This is a genomic window from Actinomadura sp. NAK00032, from assembly GCF_013364275.1.
Lineage (GTDB): Bacteria > Actinomycetota > Actinomycetes > Streptosporangiales > Streptosporangiaceae > Spirillospora.
This window is the reverse complement of record NZ_CP054932.1, coordinates 7,609,770-7,633,927: the sequence shown is the minus strand read 5'-3', so window position 1 is coordinate 7,633,927 and position 24,158 is coordinate 7,609,770. Positions and strand designations below refer to the sequence as shown.

Here is a 24,158-nt window from a genome sequence, read left to right as displayed (position 1 = left end):
GATCGCCCGCTGAAGGAAGGGGAGGACGCCATGCCCGCCGTGCCCGCCTGGAAGGACGACCCCGCCGTCGTCGGCTGCGACCACCGCCCGGACCGGCGCGCCCGGTCGGCGGCCGACATCCTGCGGTGGAGCCGGAGCCTGCTCGACCCCGCCCTGCGGGACGCGGTCGGGGCGCTGCCGGAGACGGCCCGCCGCATCGCCGAGTTCCACTTCGGCTGGCGGGACGAGCGGGGCCGGCCCGACACGGGCCCGGCGGGCAAGGCGGTCCGCCCCGCGCTGGCGCTGCTGGCGGCGGAGGGGGCCGGCGGGACGGCGGACGCCGCCCTGCCGGCCGCCGTCGCGGTGGAGCTGGCGCACAACTTCTCCCTGCTGCACGACGACGTCATGGACGGCGACACCACCCGCAGGCACCGCCCCACCGCCTGGACGGTCTTCGGGACGAACGCCGCGATCCTCGCCGGGGACGCCCTGCTCGCCGCCGCCTACGAGGCGCTCGCCGCCGACGACTCCCCGGCGGTCGCGCACGGCGTCCGCATCCTCGCCCGGTCCGTCGTCGACCTGGTCGAGGGGCAGTTCGCCGACCTCGCCTTCGAGGAGCGCACGGACGTGGCGCTCGACGAGTGCCTCGCGATGGCGAACCGCAAGACCGGCGCGCTGATGGGCGCGGCCTGCGCGCTCGGCGCCCTGTACGGCGGCGCGACCGCCGCCGAGACCGCCCGGATGCGCACCTTCGGCGAGCAGGTCGGGCTGGCCTTCCAGCTCGCCGACGACCTGCTCGGCATCTGGGGCGACCCCGCCATCACCGGCAAGCCCGTCCACTCCGACCTGCACAACCGCAAGAAGTCGCTGCCGGTCGTGGCGGCGCTGACGTCCGGCACGCCCGCCGCCGCCGAACTCGCCGCGCTGTACTTGCGCGACGAGCCGCTGACCGACGACGACACCGCCCGCGCCGCCGCGCTCATCGAGACCAGCGGCGCCCGCGCCTGGGCCGCCGCGCACGCCGACACGCTCCTCGTCGCGGCCCGCACCCACCTGGCGGGCGCGGCTCCCGACGCCGCCGCCGAACTTCTCACGCTCGTCCGGATGATGACCCGGCGCGATCACTGACCCGCCTACACTGCTGGGCGTGCAGCCCCTCGAACCGGACGACCCGCGCCAGATCGGTGCCTACCGGCTCACCGCGCGGATCGGTGAGGGCGGCCAGGGCGTCGTCTACCTCGGCACCAGCGGCGACGGCGACGGCCCCGGCGGCCCCGGCGGCGGCGACGGCGGCGACGGCGCACAGGTCGCGGTGAAGCTGTTCCACGCGCACCTGAGCAGCGACCTCGGCACGCTGAGCGCGCTCGACATGTTCACCCGCGAGCTGGAGGCGGCCAAGCACGTCGCGCGGTTCTGCACCGCGCAGGTCCTCGACTCCGGCACGTCCGGGAACCGCCGCTACATCGTCAGCGAGTACATCGACGGGCCGCCGCTCAGCCGGGTCGTCGCCGAGCGGGGCCCCCGCTCCGGCAGCGCCCTCGACCGGCTCGCCATCGCGACCGCGACGGCGCTCGTCGCGCTGCACGACGCCGGCATCGTCCACCGCGACTTCAAACCGCACAACGTGCTCATCGGCCCCGACGGCGCGCGCGTCATCGACTTCGGCATCTCGCGGGCGCTGTCCGGCGCGCAGACGATGGTCAGCCGCGCGGTCGGCACGCCCGCCTACATGGCGCCCGAGCAGCTGGAACCCGGCGAGCTGACCCCGGCCGCCGACGTGTTCGCGTGGGCGTCGACGATGGCGTTCGCCGCGACCGGGCGGCCGCCGTTCGGCAACGAGTCCGTGCCGGTCGTGTTCAACCGCATCGCGAACGGCGAGCCCGACCTGACCGGCGTGGAGGAGCCGCTGCGCGGCCTGCTCACCGAGTGCTTCGCGAAGGAACCGGCGCGCAGGCCGTCCGCGCAGGGCGTCCTCGACCGGCTCGTCCGCCCGGGGCGCGCGCCGTCGCCGCCTCCGCCGGGGACGTTACGCCCGCCCGTCCCGGCCGCCGCCCTGCTGCCCCCGCCGCCACCGGCCGCCCCGTCCGAGGCGAGCGAGAACACCGCCCACACGCCCCCGCCGCCGCCTCCCGGCATGCCGCCGCCTCCCGCCATGCCGCCGACTCCCGGCATGCCGCCGCCGGTCGTGCCGCCGCCCGCCGCTGGACGGGTGGACGCGGTCACCGCACCGCACGGCGGTGGCGGGCGCGCGAAGATCGCGCTCATCGGGGGCGCCGCTGCGGTGGCCGCCGTCGTCGCCGTCGTCTTCGGAGCGGTGTGGTTCTCCGGCGACGAGCCGGCGAAGCGGGACGAGAGCGTCGCGGTCAACGGCTCGGCCGGGCCCGACACCCCGCAGCCCAGCGCCCCGGCCGAGGCGGGCAGCGGAGCCGGGACCCGGTCGCCGAGCGCGAGCGCGAGCGCCAGTCCCTCGCGGCCGGGGGCGTCGCGGTCGCCGTCGAAGTCGGCGGGCCCGTCGCGGTCGCCGTCGAAGGCCCCGACGCGCGCGCCGAAGCCCGTGCGCGTGGAACTCGGGCCGGGGCACTTCAGCGCGTACTGCGTGAAGCTCGGCTGGGAGTGGGTCGAGTACCGCGAGACGCCGAGCCCCGGCGCGTACTGCGTCAAGCGCAAGGGCGGCACGATGAAGCTGTCGGCGGCCCAGCTCGACGGCGGCTGCCAGTGGCGGTACGGCGACGGCCGGGCCCGCCACTACTTCAAGGGCAAGTCGAACTACTGCTACGCCATGAAGCCCGCCTCGTAGCCCGCCTCGCGGCCCGCCGCTAGCCCTTGATCTGCGTCCAGGCCTGCGCCCAGCGGTCGTAGGGAACGCACTTGTCGCCGCGGTCGTCGCCGCAGTCCTTCGCGGGCGTCTTCCAGAACGCCAGGCGCCGGTAGAACTCGGGATCGCCGACGTGGTAGGTCGAGCAGAAGCCCTTGGCGGTGTACCGGCACGCCTTCGGGTTGGCGGGCGCCTCGCCGAACCACTGCGCGACCTCGGCCTGCACCTTCGGCGCGGTGATCCAGTTCATCCACTTGTACATGCAGGTGGGATGCTGCGCCTTCGACGAGATCATCCAGGTGTCGGACCAGCCGGTCGCGCCCTCCTCCGGGATGGTCGTCGCCACCGGCGCCTTCTCCGCCAGCGCCAGGTTCGCGGTCACCTGCCACGCGGTGCCCGCGTAGTTGTAGCCGCTCTTGAACGACTGGAGCTCGTCCAGGTAGTTCGACCAGTACTGGTTGACGTTCGGGCGCTGCCGCTTGAGCAGGTCGACCGCGGCCTGGAACTGCTCCTCGTCCAGCGCGTAGACGTCGGTGATCTTCAGGTCGGGGCGGTGGGCCTTCAGGTAGAGCGCCGCGTCCGCGATGTAGATCGGCGAGTCGTAGGCGACGACGTGCCCGGCGGCGGGGGAGTCCTCGTCCCACACGACGCTCCACGAGGTCGGACGCTGCAGGATCTTGTCCGTCCGGTACATCAGCATGTTGGCGCCGTAGCCGTGCGGGACGCCGTACATCTTCCCGTTGACGGAGTTGTACGGCTGGTTCTTCAGGTACGCGGCGATGTCGTCGTAGTTGCTGAGCAGGCCCGTGTTGACCGGCGCGACCAGCCCGCCGTAGACGAGCCGCAGGGACGCGTCGCCGGACGCCGACACGCCGTCGTAGCGGCCCGTCCGCATGAGCGCCACCATCGCGTCGGAGGTGTCGGCGACCTTCGTGTGCACCCGGCAGCCGGTCGCCTTCGTGAACGGGGTGACCCAGTCGACCTTCCGGTCGTTGGACCCGTCCTCGGCGTAGCCGGTCCAGGCGACGAGGTCGAGCCGGCCCTCGGGGGTGCCGAGCGTGCGCATCATCTGGACGTCGGGCGGCGCGGCGGCGCCGGACGCGTCACTGCACCCGGCCCCGAGGGCGGCGGCCGTGACGAGCGCCGCCGCGGCTAGCACGGTCCGTGACCTGCGCGTTCGGACGGGTGACCGGCCGGAATCCGTCGCATGGCGAGAACGATCCATCACGCTGAGGCATCGTAGGGGCATTTGCCGCCGTCTGTGTACACAAAACGTGATGATCCGGAAACTGTCGACACACGGTGGCGTGCGGTCTTAGGCTCTCCTTCCGTTCCGGGCGTCCCGGTCGGCACCGCGGCCCTGTCCGTTTCGCCGGCCCGCCGGCCGCCCGAGACCCCCGTCCGACCGTCCCCGGATCCTCCAGCCCCGCAAGCCGTCCGCCCTAGGGAAAGTTCAGCCGCAGTGCCAAAACGAGGCCGCACCGCCACGGACTCGGCCGCCGGACACCGGCGGGCCCCCAAGGCGGCGCGATTCCGCTCCATCCGCTTCAAGGTCGTCCTGATGGTCACCGTCTCGGTGGTCTCGCTGGGCGTGCTGTGGGCCTTCGCCGCGAGCATCGCCCTCGGCGAGGGGCTCAACCTGCGGCACGTCAAGACCGTCCAGGACCACTACGGGTACCCGTCCGGCGCGCTCGGCGGCGCGCTGCAGGCCGAGCGGCGGCTGTCGGTGGTGTACCTCGGCAGCCGCGCGGAGGGCGACCGCGCCGCGATGGAGTCGGGCCGGCTGGTCACCGACCGGCAGGCCGACCTGTTCCGCCGGCTCGCCGAGTCCGCGACCGTGCGGGGCGTCGCCCCCGCGGACGCGCAGCGCCTCGCCGGCAAGATCCTGGCCGAGCTGGACGGCCTGGACGACCGGCGCCGCGCCATCGACACCGGCAGGACCGACCGCACCCGCGCGTTCACCGACTACACGACGCTGCTCGGCGACGTCGGCGCGCTGCAGGGCTCGCTCGCCACCCTGGACAACTCCGAGGTCGCCAAGGACGCCCGCAACGAGGCGTCGCTGTCGCGTGCCCGCGAGGTCCTCGCGCAGGAGGACGCGCTGCTCGCCGGCGCGCTCGCCGCCGGCCGGATGACGCCCGCCGAGCACGCCCGGTTCGTCAAGCTCGTCGGCACCCAGCGCGCCCTCTACGGGTACGCGGCGGCCGAGCTGCGCGACCCCGACCGGGCCTACTACCAGCGCGTCGCCGGGATGCCCGAGTACGGCCGGCTCCGCGCGCTGGAGGACCGGTTCGTCGCCTCGCCCCGCCGCGTGCGGCGCTCCGGCGAGGCCGGGGTGCTGTGGAAGACCACCGCCGACTCCAACCTGACGCGGCTGCGCGGCCTCGAACTCGCCGTGTCGGCGGGCGCGGAGAGGCGCGCCGAGCCGATCTCGGACGGCATCATCACCCGCGTCGTGCTCGCCGGCGCGCTGGGCCTGGTCGCGGTCGCCGCGTCGCTCGTCCTCGCGGTGTGGGTCGCCCGGTCCGTCATCCGCGAGCTGGCCCGGCTGCGCCGCGAGGCGATCGACCTCGCCGACGTCCGGCTGCCCGGGGTGATCCGCCGGCTGCGCACCGGCGAGGAGGTCGACGTGGCCGCCGAGGCGCCGCCGCTGGCGTTCGGCACCCGGGAGATCGACCAGGTCGGCGAGGCGTTCAACGCCGCCCGCCGCACCGCGATCCAGGGCGCGGTCGAGGAGGCGACGCTGCGCCGCAACGTCAGCGAGGTGTTCGTCAACCTCGCCCGCCGCAGCCAGACGCTGCTGCACCGCCAGCTCAAGCTGCTGGACGCGATGGAGCGGCGCATCGAGACCCCCGACGACCTGGAGGACCTGTTCCGGGTCGACCACCTCGCCACCCGCATGCGGCGGCACGCCGAGGGCCTGATCATCCTGTCCGGGCAGGCGCCCGGCCGCGGCTGGCGCAGCCCCGTCGCGATCGTGGACGTCGCCCGCGCCGCCGCGTCCGAGGTCGAGGACTACACCCGGGTCAACGTCGCTCCGATGACCCGCGCCGCGATCGTCGGCCCGGCCGTCGCCGACGTCATCCACCTGCTCGCCGAGCTGGTCGAGAACGCGGCGGTGTTCTCGCCGCCGCACACGACCGTGCAGGTCCACGGGCAGGCCGTCTCGCACGGCTTCACGCTGGAGGTCGAGGACCGCGGCCTGTCCATGGACGCGCCGAGCCTCGCCGCCGCCAACGAGCGGCTCGCCACCGCCGCCGAGTTCGACCTGTCCGACAGCGCCCAGCTCGGCCTGTTCGTCGTCGGCCGGCTCGCGCGCCGGCACGGCATCAAGGTCACGCTGCGGACGTCCCCGTACGGCGGCATGACCGCGATCGTGCTGCTGCCGGAGGCCCTCGTCGTGCCGGACGAGGGCGACACCGCGCCGGGCACGCCCGCGCTCACCACCCGCCGCGCGGAGGACGCGCTCGTCCCCGTCGGCTCGGTGGTCGGCGGCCGGCCCCGCGAGCCGCGCCCGGAACCGGGCGGCGGCGCGGTGCTGCGGCTCCCGGCGGGACGCCACGCCGCCGCGCCCGGGCCGGCGGCCGACGACCCGCTGGCGCGGACCGGGCCCATTCCGGTGTTCGAGGAGCCGCCGGCGCCCGGTTCGGCGTCCAGCGGGGCGTGGGGGATCGTGCCTCCGCAGCCGTCCACGCCGGCGCCGTCGCCGTGGGGCGACCCGCCGTCCGCCGAGCAGCCCGAACCCGAACCGGAGTCCAAGCCGGCGCCGCCCGCCAAGCCGGGGATCCCGCGCTCGCCGCGGGAGGTCAGGCGGCGGCCCGCCGACGGGCCGGGCGCGGCCTCCCGGCCGCCGCTGCCGCGGCGCGTCCGGCAGGAGAACATGGCCGCCCAGCTGCGCGAGGACCCCACCGTCACATCGCCGCGGCCCGCCGCGCCGCGCCGCCCGATCCGGTCGCCCGAGGAGCTGCGGTCGATGATGTCGTCCATCCAGCAGGGCACCCGGCGCGGCCGCGCCGAGGCCCTCGACAACGAGGAATCGTGACGGGCCATGACCGGTCCAGGCAGCGAATGGCTCGATGACGAGGCCGGCCCCATCGTCCGGTCGTACGCGCTGACGCGCGGGCGCGCGCGCCCCGCGACCCGCGAGAACTTCGACATGATCACGATCGTGGCGACCGCGGCGCGGCCCCGGTCCGGCTCGCCCGGCATCGGCCCCGAGCACATCGACATCCTGGAGATGTGCGTGCAGCCGCAGCCGGTCGCCGAGATCGCGGCGCGGATGCGGCTGCCGCTGGTCGTGGTGCGCGTCCTGCTCGGCGATCTGCTGCACCACCGGCTCATCACCGTCACCCGTCCCCAACAGGAGAGCCCGCTCTCCAAGGAACGTCTGCTGAGGGAAGTGCTCCATGGTCTCCAAGCCCTCTGAGTCCGCGGCGAACGCTGAGCCCGCCGGAGACGGCGGGGCTCCGGCGGAGGGCGCGGCGGCGCCGGTCGCGGTGAAGATCCTCGTCGCCGGGGGGTTCGGCGTCGGCAAGACCACCATGGTCGGCGCCGTCAGCGAGATCCGCCCGCTGCAGACCGAGGAGCTGCTCACCGACCGGAGCGTCGGCGTCGACGACACCGCGGGCGTCGAGCAGAAGACCACCACCACCGTCGCGATGGACTTCGGCCGCATCACGATCCGCGACGGCCTGATCCTGTACCTGTTCGGCACGCCCGGCCAGGACCGCTTCTGGTTCATGTGGGACGAGCTGTCCTACGGCGCGCTCGGCGCCGTCGTCCTCGCCGACACCCGCCGCCTCGCCGACTGCTTCCCCGCCGTCGACTACTTCGAGAACCGCGGGCTGCCGTTCGTCGTCGCGGTGAACTGCTTCGACGACGGCTACGACTACACGGTCGAGGAGATCCGGGAGGCGCTCGACCTGCGTCCCGACACCCCGATCGTGCTGTGCGACGTCCGCGAGCGCGCCTCCGGCAAGGAGGTGCTGACGACGCTGGTGCGGCACCTGCTGAGCGTGCACCACGAGCAGCACCCGGCGGGCGCCCCGGCCGGGTGAGCACCCGGCGCGGTAGGCTGCCCGGGACATGTTCCGGACACGCGCACGGCTCTCCGACGGCCGCGAGATCGTCTACTACGACGAGGCGCCGGGCCGGGCGCCCGTCCCGGACCCGCGCGGCCTCGCGCCGGTCGAACCGGTCTGCGAGACGCGCCGCGACCCGCTGACCGGCGACCGCGTCACGATCACCGCGCACCGCAACACCCGGACGTTCCTGCCGCCCGCCGACCAGTGCCCGCTGTGCCCCGGCGGGCCCGCCTCGGAGATCCCCGACGCGTCCTACGACGTGGTGGTGTTCGAGAACCGGTTCCCGTCCTTCGACGTCCGCACCCCGCCCGTCCCGCCGGAGATCGACGGCGTGGAACGCTCCCGGGGCGCCGGGCGCTGCGAGGTCGTGTGCTTCACCGACGACCACTCCGCCTCGATCGCGCAGTTGCCGGTCTCCCGCGTCCGGACGATCGTCGACGCGTGGGCCGACCGGACCGCCGAGATCGCCGCGGTGCCCGGCGTCCGGCAGGTGTACGTGTTCGAGAACCGCGGCGTCGAGATCGGCGTGACGCTGCACCACCCGCACGGCCAGATCTACGGGTACCCGTTCATCACGCCCCGCACCGAGCGCATGCTGGCGATGGCCGCCGCGCGGCCCGCCCTGTTCGACGAGGTCCTCAAGGCCGAGCGGGCGGGCAGCCGCGTCGTGCTGGCGGGCGAGCACTGGACGGCCTACGTCCCGGCCGCCGCCCGCTGGCCCGTGGAGGTGCACCTCATGCCGCACCGCCACGTCCCCGGCTTCACCGCGCTGGACGCCGGGGAGCGCGACGAGCTGGCCGTCCTCTACCGCGACCTCCTGCGCCGCTGCGACGCCCTCTACGGCTCCCCGCTCCCGTACGTGGCGGGCTGGCACCAGGCGCCAGCCGGCGACGACCTGCTCCGGCTGCACCTGGAGCTGTTCTCCATCCGCCGCGCGCCCGACAAGATCAAGTACCTGGCGGGGTCGGAGTCCGGCATGGCCGCCTGGATCAACGACGTCTCCCCGGAGGACATCGCCGCCCGGCTCCGCGACGCCGCCCCGGCCGGGGGGTAACAGCGCCGCGCCCGGCGGAAACGTCACTGGGGAACCGAGTTTCCGCAAGTGCGTGGAACGGAGCGTCCGCGTGTCCTACTCTCCGTCACATGCCGGAAAGCGTGCTGGCCGAGCCGCTGGCGCAAGGATGCTTCGACGGCGCCGCCGTCACCGCCGAGGGCGCGCCGCTGGCGTTCACGTCCCAGGCGGCGCGGGGCGCGAACGCCGGGCGGCTCTGGGACCTCGCCGCCGCCGCGGCCCTCGGCACGCCGCTCCCCGGCTTCCCCGCCGACCCCGCCGCGTGGGCGTTCGGCGCCCCCGCCGGCGCGCCCACCGTCGCCTGGACCTACCGCGACCGCGTGCACGTCCACGATCTCGCCACCGGGCATGAGGCCGTGCTCGACGGCCAGCCCGACCTCCTCGGCCTCGCCGTCCACCACGGGCGCGCCGCCGTCGTCACCGTGTTCGGCCCCGCCAGCGACGCGAGCGTGGTCGTGTGGGACGCGCTCACCGGCGAGCGGCTGACCGAGTTCACCGTCTGGCTCGGCCACCGGACGGCCATCGACCGCTGGATCCTGCACGCCGCGCCCGCCGCCGGGCCCCTCATCGGCCTGCCGGGCGACGCGGCGGTCAGCATCCTGGACGTCGAGCGCGGCGAGGAGATCGCGGCGCTCCCCGGCGGGTACGCGGTGCTGACGCCGTCTCCCGACGGGCTCGTCCTCGTCCAGCCGGGGCCCGCCGAGATGCGCGTCAGCGGCTTGGACGGCGAGGCGCTCGCGGTGCTGGAGACGCCGGGGCCGTGCGACCAGGTCGCGGCGTCCCTCGCGGGCGGCCGCCTCATCGTGGCGGCCGCCCTCCAGGACGAGCCCGACACCGTCCTGGCCTGGGACGCCGCAACCGTGGTCCCGTTCCGCCTGGTGAAGGTCCCAGCCCCGGTCAACGACCTGGCCCTGGCCCCCGACGGCACCCTCCTCGCCGCCACAGACGACGGCCTGCACACCGCGCGCCTCTGCACCGGGCACGAGATCTGAGCAGGCCGACCATAATGGTGATGTGTCGTCGATTCTCGTGCTTGGTATAGATCCACACTCGGTTCCCGGGATGGACGGGGACGCGGTCCTGTCGCTGCTCGACAAGGACTTGGCGCGTCTCCACGGAGAGGGCATCGAAGCCGTCTCCGCCCTGGTCAAGATCAACGAGCCGCCCGAGGCCAGTGTGGTCGCGCCTTTGTCCCAACGGGAGTGGGACGTCGTCGTCATCGGCGGCGGCATCCGTAAGCCGGAGCCTCTCCTGCCCCTGTTCGAACAGATCGTGAACCTGGTCCGCCGGCATGCCCCGGGCGCTGCGATCGCCTTCAACGCCAGCGTCGACGACACCTACGAAGCCGCCAGACGCCATCTGTGAAAGCGGCGGACGCGTAGCCTCGTCGCCCCTTAGAAGCTCGGGGCGGCCACATGGGCGACGCGGTCCAGGGCGGCCAGGTCTCCGGCGTCCAGGCCGATGGCGTCGACGGCCAGGTTCTCTTCGAGGTGGGCGACCGAACTGGTGCCGGGGATCAGCAGCATGCGGTCGTAGTGGGCGAGCAGCCAGGCGAGCGCGATCTGCGACGCCGAGGCGCCGTGCTTCGCGGCCACCGACGCGATCGCCGGGTCGGCGGCCAGCGCCTGGGGCCCGCCGGTGAACGCGGAGCCGAGCGGGTAGTAGGGGACGTAGGCGATGCCGTTCTCGCGGCAGAGGTCGACGACCGGCTCGTCCGTGCGGTTCGCGATGCCGTAGGCGTTCTGCACCTCCGCGATCGGGGCGGTCTCCAGCGCGGCCTCGACGATCTCGGCCGAGACGGTCGAGAGGCCGATGAGATCGAGCTTGCCCTCGTCGCGCAGCTCGGTCAGGGCGCCGAGCTGCTCGGCGAGCGGAACGGCGTCCGGTTCCGGGCCCCCGACCTGGAGGCGCAGGTTCACCAGGCCGATCCGTTCGAGCCGCAGGGTCCGCAGGTCCTGCTCGACGGTCGCCCGCAGCTGCTCCGGACGGGACGCCCGGACCCAGCCGCCCTGCCCGTCGCGGGCGCCGCCGGCCTTGGTGGCGATGACGAGGCCGTCCGGGTACGGGTGCAGCGCCTCGGCGATCAGTTCGTTGACGACGTCGGGCCCGTAGACCTGCGCGGTGTCGATGTGGTCGACGCCGAGTTCGACGGCGCGGCGCAGCACGGCGCGGGCCGCGTCCGGGTCCTTCGGCGGGCCGAACACGCCGGGGCCGGCGAGCTGCATCGCGCCGAAGCCGATACGCCGCACGATCTTGTCGCCGAGTGCCGAGGTCTGAGTGATGGTGGTCATGCGGCCCACCTTGCGGTCGATCCGCCGCCCGCACCAGTGGCGGCGTCAACCTCGGACGCACAGACCCACCCAAGCCGGGCACCCGGCGCCTACCGTTGAAGCATGGCCAAGAACGGTGAGCTGCGAGAGTTCCTGCGCACCCGGCGGGCACGGGTCCGGCCGGAGGACGTGGGCCTCCCGCCCGGCGGACGGCGCCGCGTGCCCGGCCTGCGACGCGAGGAGGTCGCGATGCTGGCCGCCGTGAGCCTCGACTACTACGCCCGCATGGAGCAGGGCCGTCCGCTGCAACCGTCCGACCAGGTGCTCGACGCGATCGCCCGCGCGCTGCGGCTGGCGGAGGTCGAGCGGCTGTACCTGCACAACCTCGTCCGGTCGGCCGTGGCGGAGCCAAAGCCGGACGAACTGCGCGTCACGCCCGTCGACGCGGGCATGCGGACGATGCTCGACGGCGTCCAAGTCCCCGCGATCATCATCGACTCGCGCGGCGACGTCCAGGCGATGAACCGGATGGGACGGGCCCTGCTGGTGGGGCTCGAACCGATGCCGTCCGAGGCGGCGAGCCACCCGCGCTGGCTGTTCCTGCGGCCGGAGACCCGCGAACTCCACGTCGACTGGGAGATGAACGCGCGCGTGAGCGTCGGCGTCCTGCGGCGGACGGCGGGCCGCTACCCGCGCGACAAGCGGCTGCACGCGCTGATCGGCGAGCTGTCCGTCGCCAGCCCCGAGTTCCGGGGCTGGTGGGCCGAGCACGACGTCGAGGTGCCCTGCCGGGGCCCCAAGCGGTTCCGCCACCCCGTCGTCGGCGACCTCACGCTGCAGGTCGAGGCGCTGCAACTGCACGACGAGCGCTGGATGTACGCCTACGCGGCGGAACCGGGCTCCCCGTTCGAAGAGGCACTCCGCCTGCTCGGCACCTGGGCCGCGACCCAGGACGCCGAAGAAACGACCGGTCAGGAGGACGACGCGGAGGTGACCCGCCGGTGAACGCACCGCCGGCGCCCGTGCGAGGCGGGCGCCGGCGGTGGGTGGGTCACTTCCTCGCGAACTTGTACTGGAGCGCGGCCTCCTTGGGGGTGAGGGCGCGGTCGAGGAACATCAGGCCGTCCATGCGGCAGTTGCAGGGGTTCCGTTCGAGGTTGTTCTGCGGGAAGCTGCCGCCGATCTTGATGCCGCGGGGGTCGGTGGCGGACGTGACGTCGGGCTCGGGCTCGCCCTCGACGCCCCACGGGTCGCCCGCGACGGTGTAGAAGCCGGGCAGCGGCGCGCCGTTCTTGTAGAGCGCCATCTGACCGGTGTCGTAGTCGAACGTCGCGGCGAGGTGCACCCAGGTGTTCTGGGGGAGGACGCTCTGCCAGTCCTCGCTCGCCGCGAACGTCTGCGACTTCGACCCGTCCACGCGGCGGCCCAGCGCGACGACGCGCAGGGTGCCGGACACGTCGATGATCTCCAGCAGGGCGCGCACGCCGTGCCCGTCGGAGTCGCCGGTGAGCAGGCCCGACAGCCCGATCGCGTTGTACTTGTCGTCGGGGTTCGCGGTGACGGTGTTGGGGCTCGGGTTGGTGCCGGTCATCTTGAACCAGCCCATGAGCGTCGCGCCCTTGGCGGCGTTGAACGCGCGCAGGGACGGGACGCCCGTCGCCGAGTAGATCCCCGCCTTCCAGTCGTCGTTCCCCTTGGCGGACGGATCCACCTGCTTGAGCTGGATGGCGTGCCGGCGCGCGCCGTCCCTGACCCGCATGGCGGCGCCGCCGTTGACCAGGTCGATCGTCGTCCCGGACCGGCCGCGGTCGGCCTCGCGGGACGGGTCGCCGGGCACGGGGTGCTCGAAGTCGTAGTAGGAGATCAGGTTCTTCTTCAGGGGCGGGAAGACGCCGCCGGTCGATGCCTGGGCAGGGGCGGCGGCGACGGTGAGGGAGGCGCCGAGCAGCACGGTGGCGAGCGCTGCGGGGCCGCGGCGAATCAGCATGTGGACTCCTTGGAGCCCTCCGGGCGGGCGGCGGTGCCCACCGCCCGCCCGGAGGAGGCCGTTACTTCGCAGGGGTTCCGCGGACGGTCAGGCCGCGGAGCCGGCCGGTGTTGTCGAACGAGCCGAAGCCCACCCGGCCGGAGCCGAGGGTCGTGTCGAGCGCCGTGAACACGGGGCGGGACGAACCGTCCACGTAGACGGCGGTCTCGCCGGTCTCCGCGCAGCGGTCCACCCGGACGCCGTGCCACGCCTCGTCCGTGATGGACGGCGGCGCGCCGTGCGACCGGTTGGCGTTCCACTGCTGGTCGATGCGCTGCCGGTCGGCGCCGTTCACCAGGAAGATCCCGTTGTGCGGGTAGATGGTGTTGTCGCTGGACAGGTGCGCGTAGTAGAAGTGCGTGTCGTCCTGGTAGCCGAAGACGACGATCACGTCCCGGTTGCTGACCGACACCGGCGTGTCGAGCCGCACCTGCGCCTCGATCCGCGCCGAGCCGAGCACCGGACCCTTGGTGAGCACCGCGTACTCGAACGGGCGGCGCGGGCCGGGGCGCTGCTCGCCGGCCTCGGCGAGGACGACCTCGCCACCGGTGAACGTCCACTTCGACGGCGTGACGGGCGCCCAGCTCCCGGCGTCCGTCGCGTGCTTGACCTGGACCGGGCCCGCCTTGCAGGACGCGACGCGCTTGGTCCCGACGACCTTCCAGATCTTGCCGTTGGCCTTGGCGAGCAGGTACGGCTCGCCCTTGGCGTCCATGCCGTAGCGCAGGTCGACGCGCTCGTCACCGGCCAGCTCGCGCATCGTGACGGGCTTGCCGGAGGTGTCGTAGGCCGCGAGTTCGTAGATCTGCGCGCGGTTCCTGCCGGACGCGTCGTGCTTCATCTCCGACTCTTCGGTGTACATGAGCCGGCCGTCGACGATGTCGGTGAACAGGTACTTGCCGCGCAGCGCGGGCAGCTTCGCGCCCCGGTAGACGTAGCCGCCGGAGATCGCGTGGCCGACGTCGCTGCGGCAGTCCCAGTCCGGCGGCGGGTCGTGGTCGTAGGCCGCGAGCGGGTACTCGTAGTCGTACTTGTCGTCGTCCGCCGGCAGCGGGTACAGGTGGCAGCGGTCGTCCTTGCGGAAGGTGAACGCGCCCTCCCGCTCGCTCCAGCCGATGTTGGCGCCGGCGTAGATCTCGTGGATCGACTCGATCTCGTGCTCGCCGATGTGCGCGAGGAACATCCGGTGCGTGCCGCCGGTGTCCCAGCTGAACCGGTGCGGGTCGCGCATGCCGTAGGCGTAGATCTCGCCGAGCTTGCCGGCCTGCCCGGCGAACGGGTTGTCGGCCGGGACGCCGTACCTGCCGTTCGCGCTGTTGCTCCCCGCCGGGTCGATGCGCAGGATCTTGCCCTGCGGGACGCCGAGGTTCTGCGGGTCGCCGCCGTTGTCGCCGACGTTGCCGTTGCCGCCGTCGCCGACCGTCAGGTAGAGCATGCCGTAGTCGGCGTCGCCGGGACGGGCGTTGGGGTTGAAGTCGATCTGCTGGAGGTTGTGGATGCGCCCGGAGAACCCGATGCGCAGGATCTCGCGGTGCGTCCCGGAGAACGTGCCGGCCTTCGGGTCGGACGCCGTCCACTCGTCGATGACGCCGTGGTAGCCGGTCTTCGGCTGCGGCGTGAGGTCGGGCGTCTTGGTCTTCAGCGCGTCACCGGCCTCCACGTGCGCGGTGTAGAACTTCCCGTTCTTGCGGAAGTCGGGGTGGAACGCCACGAACCCGAAGCCCTGCCCGAGCCCGGCCTGGGAGAAGAAGTCGGGCGCGAACGTCTCGGCGACGTCCAGGTAGACGTGCGGGGTGCGGGTCTTCTTGTCGAGCAGGTACAGCTTGCCGTTCAGGTCGGGCACGTACAGCCGGCCCGAGTGGTCGGGGACCTCGCCGACGTAGTTGATGCGGTTCCACCGCAGCAGCCGGGGGTCGGTGGGGGTCCCGGTCGGTTTCGACTGCGGGAGCTGCGCGACCTCCTGCAGGACGAGGCCGAGGCCGGACGGGGCGGGGTCGTCGGGGATCGGGTCGAGGATCGGCGCGTCGTCCCGCGCCTGCGCCGCCGGGGGTACGGCGAGCAGCGGCAGCAGCAGCGCCGCGAGGGCGAGCAGACACCAGTGGAGCCTTCGTTGCATTCCGGCCGTCCAAAGGGGGGTAGGTGGTGGCTGGAAAGCGCTTTCTGGAAGCGCTTTCTCGAACGTACGACCGCCCCCGCCCAACGTCAAGAACGAATTTCGGACTTGTCACATGTCCACATCAGGTCATGACCTCGCCCGGCGGCGCCACGCGTGGACGAGCGTCGCGGCCACCGAGACGAGCAGGCCGACGGGTGCCGCGGCCGCGTATCCCGCCAAGGTCAGAGCCACGGCCACCGCCGCTCCGGGTGCCCAGATCCAGGTGGCCACGGGACGTGCGGGCCGTCCGCGCCGCCGCCGCGCCGCCTCCGCCGCCATCGGCGGGACGAGCGCCGGGAGCGCCGCGGCCAGCACCGTCAGCCAGTCGAGCAGCATCCGGTCCACGCGCAGCGCGGCGAGCACCGCGCCCGGCACGGCGATGGCCAGCACCGCCACCGTCTGCCGCGAGCGCAGCATGCGCTGCCTGGCGTCCGGGCGCTCGGCGGGGAGGAAGCGGCGGACGGCGAGAGCACCGGAGTGCACGGCGGCCAGGGTCGGCGCGATGACCGACGCGGCGACGAACAGGTTCGCGGCCGGCAGCCCGTCCGGTCCGGCGAGGACGGCGACGACGTCGGTGGAGCCGCTCGCCGCCGCCACCCCGGCGCCCACGACCGAGGCCGCGAGCGCCGGGACGACGAGCAGCGCGACGCAGGCCGCCAGGTCGCCGCGCCCGCGCAGGCCGACCGTGAAGTCGGGGGCCCGCACGGCGAACACCGACACGTAGCCGATGTATCCGGCGAGGTCGGCGGCGAGGACGCCCGGCGGCCCGTCCCGCGCGAGCGACACCGGGGACGCGGGCGGCGCGAGCTTCACCGCGACGATGCCGATCAGCGCGATCGCGGTCAGCGTGGTGACGACCGCGATCGCGTTCCACCGCCCGCCGCCCGCGATCAGCACCGCGACGAGGGGGACGGCCAGCGCCGTGACGCCGACCGCGTCCGGGACGCCGCCGAGCGCCGCGGCCGCCGCGCCGCCCAGGCCGAGGTTGAACCCGAACCAGCCCACCATCGCGACCGCGAGCAGCGCGGTGAACGCGCGCTCGGCGACCGGCGGCAGGTAGCGCGGCGCCAGGTCGGCCATGCCCGCGTCCTCGCCGGCGGGCGGGCGCAGGCCGAGCCGCCCCTGCGCGAGCAGCAGCACCGTCATGACGGCGCCGCCGACCACCAGGACCAGCAGCGGCAGCGCGCCGCCGTGCCGCCCGCCGACCTGGGCGCCGAGGACGAGGGCGCCCGGCGCCGTGCCGATCCCGAGCCACGCGCCGGACGCCGCCCGCCACGTCCGTCCCCCGTCCCCGGACGCGCGCGGACGGGCCGGCGCGGACGTCACGCGACGTGTTCCGCGAAGCGCGCCAGCGTGAGGGCGAGGGCCTCCGCGCCGGGCATGGCCCACAGCGCGTCGTTGAAGATCTCGACCTCGATCGGCCCGGTGTAGCCGGTCGCGTCCACGGCCTCGCGGAAGCGGCGCAGCTCCACGCACCCGTCGCCGAGCATGCCGCGCCCGGTGAGGACGCCCTCGGGCAGCGGCGTCACCCAGTCGGCGACCTGGAACAGCGAGATCCGGCCCTCGGCGCCCGCGCGGGCGATGCCCGCCCAGGCGTCCGGGTCCCACCACAGGTGGTAGGTGTCGACCATGACGCCGACCTGCGCGGCCGGGAACGGCGCCGCCAGGTCGAGCGCCTGCGCGAGGGTGGAGACCACGCAGCGGTCGGAGCAGTACATCGGGTGCAGCGGCTCTATCGCGAGCTGGACGCCGTGCTCGCCCGCGTAGGGCGCCAGTTCTGCGAGGAGGTCGGCGACGCGTGCGCGCGCGCCGTCCACGTCACGGGAGCCGTCCGGCAGACCGCCGCTCACCAGGCACAGGGAGGGCGCGCCCAGTTCGGCGGCCTCCTCGATGGCGCGCCGGTTGTTCTCCAGCGCGTCCGGCTCCTGGAAGAAGCCGCCCCTGCACAGGGACGTGACCGCGAGCCCGTGGTCGCGCATGAGCTTGCCGGTGCGGGCCAGGCCGTACTCGGCGATGGGCTCCCGCCACAGGCCGACGCCTGTCACTCCGGCCGCGACGCAGCCCTCGGCCAGGTCGGGCAGGGGCCAGTGCCGGGTCGTCCACTGGTTGAGACTGAACCTCGTCATGCGGCTCCTTGGACGGTCAGCCAGGCGCGCATCCGGTGCGCCGCCAGACCGGGGTCGGGGAAGAGGCCGGCGGTGTCGGCGAGCTGGAAGAGGCGGACCATGTGCGGCACGGAACGCGCGGTCTCCAGCCCGCCGACCATGCGGAAGTGCGGCTGGTGGTCGGCCAGCCAGGCCAGGAACACCACACCCGTCTTGTAGTAGTAGGTGGGCGCCTCGAAGAGGTGGCGCGACAGCGGCACGGTCGGGGCGAAGATCTCCTCGTACGCGGTGAGGTCGCCGCCGTCCAGGGCTTGCAGGGCAGCGGCGGCGGCCGGGGCGATCGGGTCGAAGATGCCGAGCAGCGCGTCGCTGTGCCCCTCGGCGTCGCCCCTGATCAGCTCCGGGTAGTTGAAGTCGTCGCCGGTGTAGAGGCGCACGCCTTCCGGCAGCCGCCGCCGGAACGCGATCTCGCGGCCGGCGTCCAGCAGCGAGATCTTCACCCCGTCGATCCGGGACGCGTGGTCGTCGATCAGCGCCAGCAGCGCACCGGCCGCCACGTCGAGGTCGGGGGAGCCCCAGTAGCCGTCCAGCGCGGGGTCGAACATCGGCCCGAGCCAGTGCAGCACGACCGGCCGCTCGACCTGCGCGAGCAGCCGCCCGTAGACGTCGGCGTAGTCCTCCGGGCCGCGCGCCGCGGCGGCCACGTGGCGGCTCGCCATCAGCACGGGGACGGCGCCGGCCGACTCGATCACCGCGAGCTGCTCGGTGTAGGCCGCGACGATCTCCTCCAGCGTCGCGGGGCCGGGCGGGAGCTGGTCGGTGCCCGCGCCGCAGACGATCCGGCCGCCGACTGAAAGCGCTTCCCGGCTGCTCCGCAGGATGAGCTCGCGGGTCGCCGCCCAGTCCAGGCCCATGCCGCGCTGCGCGGTGTCCATCGCCTCCGCGACGCCGAGCCCGTACGACCACAGGTGCCGCCGGAACGCCAGCGTCGTGTCCCAGTCGAGCGAGTCGCCGGACAGGTCGGGCACCACGTGCGCGGCGGCGTAGGCGACCCGCGCCGCGCTCGGCCCCGGAGGCGGCTCGTAGGTGCGCGGTTCGCCCATCGTGTAGGGCGCGAGCGAACCCGGCAGATCGATCTTCACAGGTCCGGAACCTCCAGCCGGCGGCCCTCCCGCCAGGAGCGCAGGCCCAGCTCGGCGAGCTGCACGCCGCGCGCTCCCGCGTAGAAGTCCCACGGGAACGGGGAGTCGTCGGCGACGCTGCGCAGGAACATCTCCCACTGCGCCTTGAACCCGTTGTCGAACTCGACGTTGTCGGGGATCTCCTGCCACTGCGAGCGGAAGTCCTCGGTGGCGGGCAGGTCGGGGTTCCACACCGGCTTCGGCGTCATCGACCGGTGCTGGACGCGGCAGCGCCGCAGCCCGGCGACCGCCGACCCCTCCGTCCCGTCCACCTGGAACTCCACGAGTTCGTCGCGGAACACGCGGGTCGTCCAGGACGAGTTGACCTGCGCGACGATCCCGCCGTCCAGCTCGAAGATCCCGTAGGCGGCGTCGTCGGCGGTCGCCTCGTAGGGCTTGCCGTCCTCGTCCACCCGCTCGGGGATGTGCGTCGCCCCGAGCGCCTGCACGGACCGGACGGGCGCGACGACCCCGTCCAGCACGTACCGCCAGTGGCAGAACATGTCGAGGATGATGCCGCCGCCGTCCTCGGCCCGGTAGTTCCAGCTCGGCCGCTGCGCGTCCTGCCAGTCGCCCTCGAACACCCAGTAGCCGAACTCGCCGCGCACCGACAGGATGCGGCCGAAGAAGCCGCCGTCCACCAGCCGCTTCAGCTTGAGCAGGCCCGGCAGGAACAGCTTGTCCTGGACGACGCCGTGCTTGATGCCCGCCTCGTCCGCGAGCCGGGCCAGCGCGAGCGCCTCGTCCAGGTCCTCGGCGAGCGGCTTCTCGGTGTAGACGTGCTTGCCCGCCGCGACGGCCGCCCGGATCGCCTCCACCCGCGCGCCGGTGACCTGCGCGTCGAAGTAGACCTCGATGCCCGGACGCGCCAGCGCCTCGGCCAGGTCCGTCGTCCACGCGGTCAGCCCGTGCCGCTCGGCGAGGTCGCGCAGCTTGGCCTCGCTGCGCCCGACGAGCACCGGCTCCGGCCACAGCACGGTGCCGTCGCCCGTGCGCACCCCGCCCTGCTCGCGGATCGCGAGGATCGAGCGGAGGAGGTGCTGGCGGTACCCCATCCGGCCGGTGACGCCGTTCATGACGATCCCGATGGACCTGCGTTCCATCCCGTTCCTTCCCAACCTGTGGTGTACGTGTCAATCGGCCGCGGCACCCGCGCCGAGCAGACCTCGGACGCGACTGGTGACGCGGGCGAACTCGGGGCGGGCCATGGTCGCGGAGTAGTCCCGCTCGGCCGGCAGGTCGACGTCGATGATCTCCTCGATCGTGCCGGGCCGGTCGCTCATCACCACGACCCGGTCGGCCAGGTACGCGGCCTCGGCGATCGAGTGCGTGACGAGCAGGATCGTCGTGCCCGTCTCCCGCCAGATCCGGTTCATCTCGACGTTGAGCTGCTCGCGGGTGAGCGCGTCGAGGGCGCCGAACGGCTCGTCCATCAGCAGGACGGGCGGCTCGTGCAGCAGCGCGCGGCACAGCGCGACCCGCTGCTGCATGCCGCCGGACAGCTCGTGCGGCAGCGCGTCCTCGAACCCGGTCAGGCCGGTCATCTCGATCAGCTCGGCGGTGCGCCGGCGGGCCTGCTCGGCCGGCATCTTGCGCATCTCCGCCTGGAGCAGGATGTTCTTGCGGGCACTGCGCCACTCCAGCAGCGCGGCGCGCTGGAACACGTAGCCGATGTCGTGGCGCGGTCCGGTGACCTTGTCGCCGCGCAGGAGAACGTTCCCGGTCGAGGGCTTCAGCAGGCCCGCGACCAGCTTCAGCATGGTGGACTTGCCGCAGCCGGACGGCCCGACGATGGCGACGAACTCGCCCATCGCGACGTCCAGCGACACCTCGCGCAGGGCGGTGACGTCGCGCTTGCGGCTGCGGAACTTGACCGCGACCCCGTCGAGGCTGACGGCGGTCTCCCGCCCGGTCCGCGGTTCGGCCGCCGATTCGCTCATGGTCTTCATCGCTCGTCCCGTCATGACTGCGGAGCGGCCGACGCCTGCCAGTACTCCGACGGCGGCTGCGCCTTCTCGATGACTCCGGCCTGCTGGAAGGTGGCGATCGTCGTCTTCCAGTCCTCCTCGGCGTTCACGCCGGGGGCCTTGCCCTGCGTCGCGGGGGTGTGCAGCAGGGTCAGCGTGGTCTTGAACTGCTCGGTGATGACCTTCTCCGGCGGGAGCTGCTCGGACGCGCCGGCCATGCTCGCGACGGCGCCCGCCTGGTCGCCCTCCGCCGCCGTCCACGACTCGCTCGTGGCGGCGACCATCTGCTTGACGAGGTCGGCGTCGCTCTTCAGCTTCCGCTCGCCGACGATCAGGCCGTTGGAGAAGAAGTTCAGCCCGAAGTCGGCGTACCGCAGGTACGAGACGGGCTTGCCGGACTTGTCGGCCATCGTCGGGCCCTGGTCGTTGGCGAAGCCCATCAGCCCGGCGGTCTTGCCGGCCAGCACCGCGGCCATCTTCCCGGCGGGGTCGGTGTTCTGGACGGGCACGTCGCCCGGGTTGATCCCGTTCTTCTGCAGGAACACCGGGAAGGTGCGCGCGAGCGCGTCCCCGGCCGTCCCGGCGATCTTCTTGCCCTTGAGGTCGGCGGGCTTCTTGATCCCGGACGAGGTGAAGGACTGCACCGACGCGGGCGTGGTCTGCAGGAACACGCCGATGCTCTTGACCGGCATGCCCTTGTCGACGGCGGCGAGCAGCGCGGGCGTGTCGGCCCAGCCGAAGTCGGTCTGCCCGGCGGCGGCCGCCTGGACGGTCTTCTGCGACCCCTGCCCGGCCTTGATCTCCAGGTCGATGCCGTGCTTTTCGTAGATGCCCTTCTTCTTGCCGTAGTAGAACGGCGCGTGCTCGCCGTACGGGTACCAGTTCAGGGTCAGCGTGACCTTGGTCAGCTTCTTGCCCGAGGCGCTGGTGGTCTCGTCGGAGTCCCCGCCGCAGGCGGTCCCGGCGAACGCCACGACCGGTGCGAGGACGGCGATGGCCAGAGTGCGGAGTTTCATATCGGAAGGCCCTCCGTGTGGGGTGGGGTTGCGGCGGGGGGTCAGTAGGTGGTGGTGACGGCTTCGCCGCGGTTGCTCGCGTGCCAGGGCAGCAGCAGCTTCTCCGCGACCTCGACGACGACGAACATCACGACGCCGATGGCCGACATGACCAGCAGCCCGGCGAACAGCATCGGGGTGTCGAGGTTGCCGTTGGCCTGGAGGATCACGTAGCCGAGCCCCTCGTTCGCGCCGACGAACTCGCCGACGACGGCGCCGGTGACGGCGAGGGTGACCGCGACCTTCAGGCCGGAGAACAGGTGCGGGAGCGAGGCGGGCAGCCGGATCTTGGTGAACGTGGCCAGCGGGCTCGCGCCCATCGTGGCCGACAGCTGCAGCATCTCCGGGTCCACCGCCTTCAGCCCGGCGACCATCGAGATCACCACCGGGAAGAACGCGATCAGGACCGCGACGACGATCTTGGGGCCGATGCCGAAGCCGAGCCACACCACGAACAGCGGGGCGATCGCGATCTTCGGGATGACCTGCGCGAACAGCAGGATCGGATACAGGGTGCGCTCGACCGTGGCCGAGTACACCATGATCACCGCGGCCGCGACCCCGATGAGCACCGCGAGCGCGAAGCCGATCAGGGTCTCGTACGTGGTGACCCACGTGTGGTGCCAGATGTAGCCCCACTTGTCGCCCATCAGCCGCAGCGTCGCGCCGGGCGAGGGGACGAGATACTCCTCGACCAGCTTGAACGCGCTGACGGCCCACCAGGCCGCGAAGCAGGCCAGCAGCAGCGCGAAGGGCCGCCACGACCGCTCCAGGCCGTCGCGTATCCGCTCGCCCGCGCCGGGCCGGTCGCGTTCGACGACGCCGGGCGCGTCCGCTGGGGACGGCGCGGTCGTCGTGCCCTGACTCACCATGGGGTCCTCCGGGACGGGTGCCTGTGAAAGCGCGTTCAGAAAGCGCTTTCTGATGTACCGTAGGAAGCGACGCGCACCGCGGTCAAGAGGGTCTTTTCCGAGACCCCCCGCGCCGACCAGCGTCGACCGAGGGGGCGGTGATGACCGAAGCGGCCGAGGAGGAGCGCGCGGAGCGGGCCTACGTGACCTTGCAGGACGTGGCCCGCGACGCCGGCGTCTCCCTCGCCACCGCGTCCCGCGTCCTCAACGGGACCTCGCAGGTCCGCGCCGACCTCCGGGAGCGCGTGCTCGCCTCCGCCGGGCGGCTCAGCTACACGCCGAACGCGCACGCGCAGGCCCTGGCCAGCGCGTCCAGTTCGTCCGTCGGGGTGATCTGCCACGACGTCAGCGACCCCTACTTCGCCGCCGTCGCCCGCGGCGTGATGCGCACCGCCGCCGACCACGGGATGCTGGTGATGCTCGCCAGCACGTTCCGCGACCCGGCCCGCGAGATCGAGTACGTGGCGATGCTGCGCGCCCAGCGGGCCCGCGCCATCCTGCTCATCGGCTCCGGCTTCGAGGACCGCGACTGGGAGCGCTCGATGGCCGCCGAACTGGAGCCCTACCAGCGCACCGGCGGCCGCGTCGCCGTCCTCAGCCGGCACCGCAGCCTCAAGGTCGACGCCGTGCTGCCGCAGAACCGGGAGGGCGCCGCCGCCCTCGCCCGCGCGCTGCTCGACCTCGGCCACCGCGACTTCGGCGTGCTGTCCGGCCCGCGCGCCCTGACCACCGTGTCCGACCGGCTCGGCGGCTTCGCCGACGCGCTCGCCGACGCGGGCGTGCGGATCCCGGCCGAGCACATCGTGGAGGCCGCGTTCACCCGCGACGGCGGCTACGCGGCGGCGACCGAGCTGCTGCGCCGCGACACCCCGCCCACCTGCGTGTTCGCCGTCACCGACGTGATGGCGATCGGCGCCCTCGCCGCCTTCCGCGACCAGGGCCTGTCGGTGCCCGGCGACATCTCCCTCGCGGGCTTCGACGACATCCCGATCGTCCGCGACCTGACCCCGCCGCTGACCACCGTCGCGCTGCCGCTCGACGCGATGGGGGAGCGCGTCATGGGCCTGGCGCTGCGCGAGCCCTCGGCCCGCCGCAGCCGCCTCGAGCGCGTCGCCGGCGAGGTCGTGCTGCGCGACAGCACCGCCGCACCCCGCTGAGACGCGAAGAACCCGCCCGGATCAACCGGACGGGTCCCGATCTATGCGCAGATCAGCGCGCCGCGAGATCCTCGCCGGGCTCGGCCTCGGCGGGACGCTCCGCGTCCGCGTCCATCGGCCGCCGCTCCGGCCACGAGTCGATCTTCGTGCGACGAGGGTTCGCCAGGGCATTCTCCATTGGTTCCGCAGTCCTCCCAGTTCGAGCCGGGGCCCAATCAGCAAATGTTCCCGGCGACCGGCCCGCTTTCGCAAAATGGTCTAGACCGCGTCCCTCCCCCGAGCAGGGACGCGGCAGCACGGGTAACGCCGGGAATTGATCATCCATTCCCGTCCGGGCGAAACCCGATGGCCGCCGCGCCGCCGCCCTGGCACGCTTCTCCC

22 protein-coding genes are annotated in these 24,158 nt (G+C 73.4%); 10 read left to right on the top strand and 12 right to left on the bottom strand.

The window, feature by feature from the left end; genetic code table 11:
• Positions 1 to 30 precede the first annotated feature (30 nt).
• Together HUT06_RS34905 and HUT06_RS34900 are read left to right on the top strand one after the other, a co-directional pair.
• A complete protein-coding gene (locus tag HUT06_RS34905) occupies positions 31 to 1,107 on the top strand; it encodes a family 2 encapsulin nanocompartment cargo protein polyprenyl transferase (RefSeq protein WP_176199613.1) in 1,077 nt (358 codons plus the stop codon).
• Between the two features lie 19 nt (positions 1,108 to 1,126).
• Positions 1,127 to 2,776, top strand: coding sequence for a serine/threonine-protein kinase (locus tag HUT06_RS34900; RefSeq protein WP_176199612.1), 1,650 nt, complete (start codon positions 1,127 to 1,129; stop codon positions 2,774 to 2,776).
• Positions 2,777 to 2,795: 19 nt separating this feature from the next.
• On the opposite strand, the gene HUT06_RS34895 is transcribed toward HUT06_RS34900, so the two are convergent.
• Positions 2,796 to 3,953 (bottom strand): ABC transporter substrate-binding protein, encoded by a 1,158-nt coding sequence (locus tag HUT06_RS34895; protein ID WP_217711585.1) that lies wholly within the window; start codon positions 3,951 to 3,953, stop codon positions 2,796 to 2,798.
• 402 nt (positions 3,954 to 4,355) lie between these two features.
• Here HUT06_RS34895 and HUT06_RS34890 point away from each other — a divergent pair, with 402 nt between their 5' ends.
• From HUT06_RS34890 to HUT06_RS34865, 6 genes are all read left to right on the top strand, one after another.
• Positions 4,356 to 6,836, top strand: coding sequence for a nitrate- and nitrite sensing domain-containing protein (locus HUT06_RS34890; RefSeq protein WP_176199611.1), 2,481 nt, complete (start codon positions 4,356 to 4,358; stop codon positions 6,834 to 6,836).
• Between the two features lie 6 nt (positions 6,837 to 6,842).
• A complete protein-coding gene (locus tag HUT06_RS34885; RefSeq protein ID WP_176199610.1) occupies positions 6,843 to 7,220 on the top strand; it encodes a DUF742 domain-containing protein in 378 nt (125 codons plus the stop codon).
• Complete coding sequence (locus HUT06_RS34880) at positions 7,201 to 7,851, top strand: ATP/GTP-binding protein (protein ID WP_176199609.1); 651 nt, start codon at positions 7,201 to 7,203, stop codon at positions 7,849 to 7,851. Before HUT06_RS34885 ends, HUT06_RS34880 begins: the two co-directional genes overlap by 20 nt.
• A 28-nt stretch (positions 7,852 to 7,879) precedes the next feature.
• Positions 7,880 to 8,932: a galactose-1-phosphate uridylyltransferase gene (galT, locus tag HUT06_RS34875; RefSeq protein ID WP_176199608.1), complete on the top strand. Its 1,053-nt coding sequence runs from the start codon at positions 7,880 to 7,882 to the stop codon at positions 8,930 to 8,932.
• Between the two features lie 89 nt (positions 8,933 to 9,021).
• Positions 9,022 to 9,942, top strand: coding sequence for a hypothetical protein (locus HUT06_RS34870; RefSeq protein ID WP_176199607.1), 921 nt, complete (start codon positions 9,022 to 9,024; stop codon positions 9,940 to 9,942).
• 70 nt (positions 9,943 to 10,012) lie between these two features.
• Positions 10,013 to 10,315: a hypothetical protein gene (locus tag HUT06_RS34865; RefSeq protein WP_217711584.1), complete on the top strand. Its 303-nt coding sequence runs from the start codon at positions 10,013 to 10,015 to the stop codon at positions 10,313 to 10,315.
• Between the two features lie 29 nt (positions 10,316 to 10,344).
• On the opposite strand, the gene HUT06_RS34860 is transcribed toward HUT06_RS34865, so the two are convergent.
• Positions 10,345 to 11,241 carry an aldo/keto reductase gene (locus tag HUT06_RS34860; protein WP_176199605.1) on the bottom strand — a complete coding sequence of 299 codons (897 nt, stop codon included), beginning with the start codon at positions 11,239 to 11,241 and terminating at the stop codon, positions 10,345 to 10,347.
• Between the two features lie 102 nt (positions 11,242 to 11,343).
• Here HUT06_RS34860 and HUT06_RS34855 point away from each other — a divergent pair, with 102 nt between their 5' ends.
• Complete coding sequence (locus HUT06_RS34855) at positions 11,344 to 12,225, top strand: helix-turn-helix transcriptional regulator (protein WP_176199604.1); 882 nt, start codon at positions 11,344 to 11,346, stop codon at positions 12,223 to 12,225.
• Between the two features lie 46 nt (positions 12,226 to 12,271).
• Here HUT06_RS34855 and HUT06_RS34850 read toward each other — a convergent pair whose 3' ends face one another.
• From HUT06_RS34850 to HUT06_RS34810, 9 genes are all read right to left on the bottom strand, one after another.
• Positions 12,272 to 13,207 carry a LamG-like jellyroll fold domain-containing protein gene (locus HUT06_RS34850; protein WP_176199603.1) on the bottom strand — a complete coding sequence of 312 codons (936 nt, stop codon included), beginning with the start codon at positions 13,205 to 13,207 and terminating at the stop codon, positions 12,272 to 12,274.
• A gap of 61 nt (positions 13,208 to 13,268) precedes the next feature.
• Positions 13,269 to 15,362, bottom strand: coding sequence for a sorbosone dehydrogenase family protein (locus tag HUT06_RS34845; protein WP_176199602.1), 2,094 nt, complete (start codon positions 15,360 to 15,362; stop codon positions 13,269 to 13,271).
• A 126-nt stretch (positions 15,363 to 15,488) separates the two neighbouring features.
• Positions 15,489 to 16,727, bottom strand: coding sequence for a hypothetical protein (locus HUT06_RS34840; RefSeq protein ID WP_176199601.1), 1,239 nt, complete (start codon positions 16,725 to 16,727; stop codon positions 15,489 to 15,491).
• A complete protein-coding gene (locus tag HUT06_RS34835) occupies positions 16,724 to 17,527 on the bottom strand; it encodes a sugar phosphate isomerase/epimerase (RefSeq protein WP_176199600.1) in 804 nt (267 codons plus the stop codon). Before HUT06_RS34835 ends, HUT06_RS34840 begins: the two co-directional genes overlap by 4 nt.
• Positions 17,524 to 18,609 carry a dihydrodipicolinate synthase family protein gene (locus HUT06_RS34830; RefSeq protein ID WP_254715822.1) on the bottom strand — a complete coding sequence of 362 codons (1,086 nt, stop codon included), beginning with the start codon at positions 18,607 to 18,609 and terminating at the stop codon, positions 17,524 to 17,526. The genes HUT06_RS34835 and HUT06_RS34830 overlap by 4 nt, the downstream gene beginning before the upstream one ends.
• Positions 18,610 to 18,644: 35 nt before the next feature.
• Entirely contained in the window at positions 18,645 to 19,790 is a 1,146-nt protein-coding gene (locus HUT06_RS34825; RefSeq protein ID WP_176199598.1) for a Gfo/Idh/MocA family protein, read from the bottom strand.
• Between the two features lie 30 nt (positions 19,791 to 19,820).
• Complete coding sequence (locus HUT06_RS34820) at positions 19,821 to 20,627, bottom strand: ABC transporter ATP-binding protein (RefSeq protein ID WP_254715540.1); 807 nt, start codon at positions 20,625 to 20,627, stop codon at positions 19,821 to 19,823.
• A gap of 20 nt (positions 20,628 to 20,647) precedes the next feature.
• The gene (locus HUT06_RS34815; protein ID WP_176199596.1) at positions 20,648 to 21,670 is read right to left on the bottom strand and encodes an ABC transporter substrate-binding protein; all 1,023 of its coding nucleotides are present in this window, start codon (positions 21,668 to 21,670) and stop codon (positions 20,648 to 20,650) included.
• 41 nt (positions 21,671 to 21,711) lie between these two features.
• On the bottom strand, positions 21,712 to 22,581 hold the full coding sequence (locus HUT06_RS34810) for an ABC transporter permease (protein ID WP_176199595.1): 870 nt from the start codon (positions 22,579 to 22,581) through the stop codon (positions 21,712 to 21,714).
• Positions 22,582 to 22,721: 140 nt separating this feature from the next.
• Between HUT06_RS34810 and HUT06_RS34805 the strand changes: the two genes are divergently transcribed.
• Positions 22,722 to 23,777 (top strand): LacI family DNA-binding transcriptional regulator, encoded by a 1,056-nt coding sequence (locus HUT06_RS34805; RefSeq protein WP_176199594.1) that lies wholly within the window; start codon positions 22,722 to 22,724, stop codon positions 23,775 to 23,777.
• Positions 23,778 to 23,829: 52 nt separating this feature from the next.
• On the opposite strand, the gene HUT06_RS45380 is transcribed toward HUT06_RS34805, so the two are convergent.
• Entirely contained in the window at positions 23,830 to 23,955 is a 126-nt protein-coding gene (locus HUT06_RS45380) for a hypothetical protein (protein WP_302931860.1), read from the bottom strand.
• Between the last annotated feature and the right edge of the window lie 203 nt (positions 23,956 to 24,158).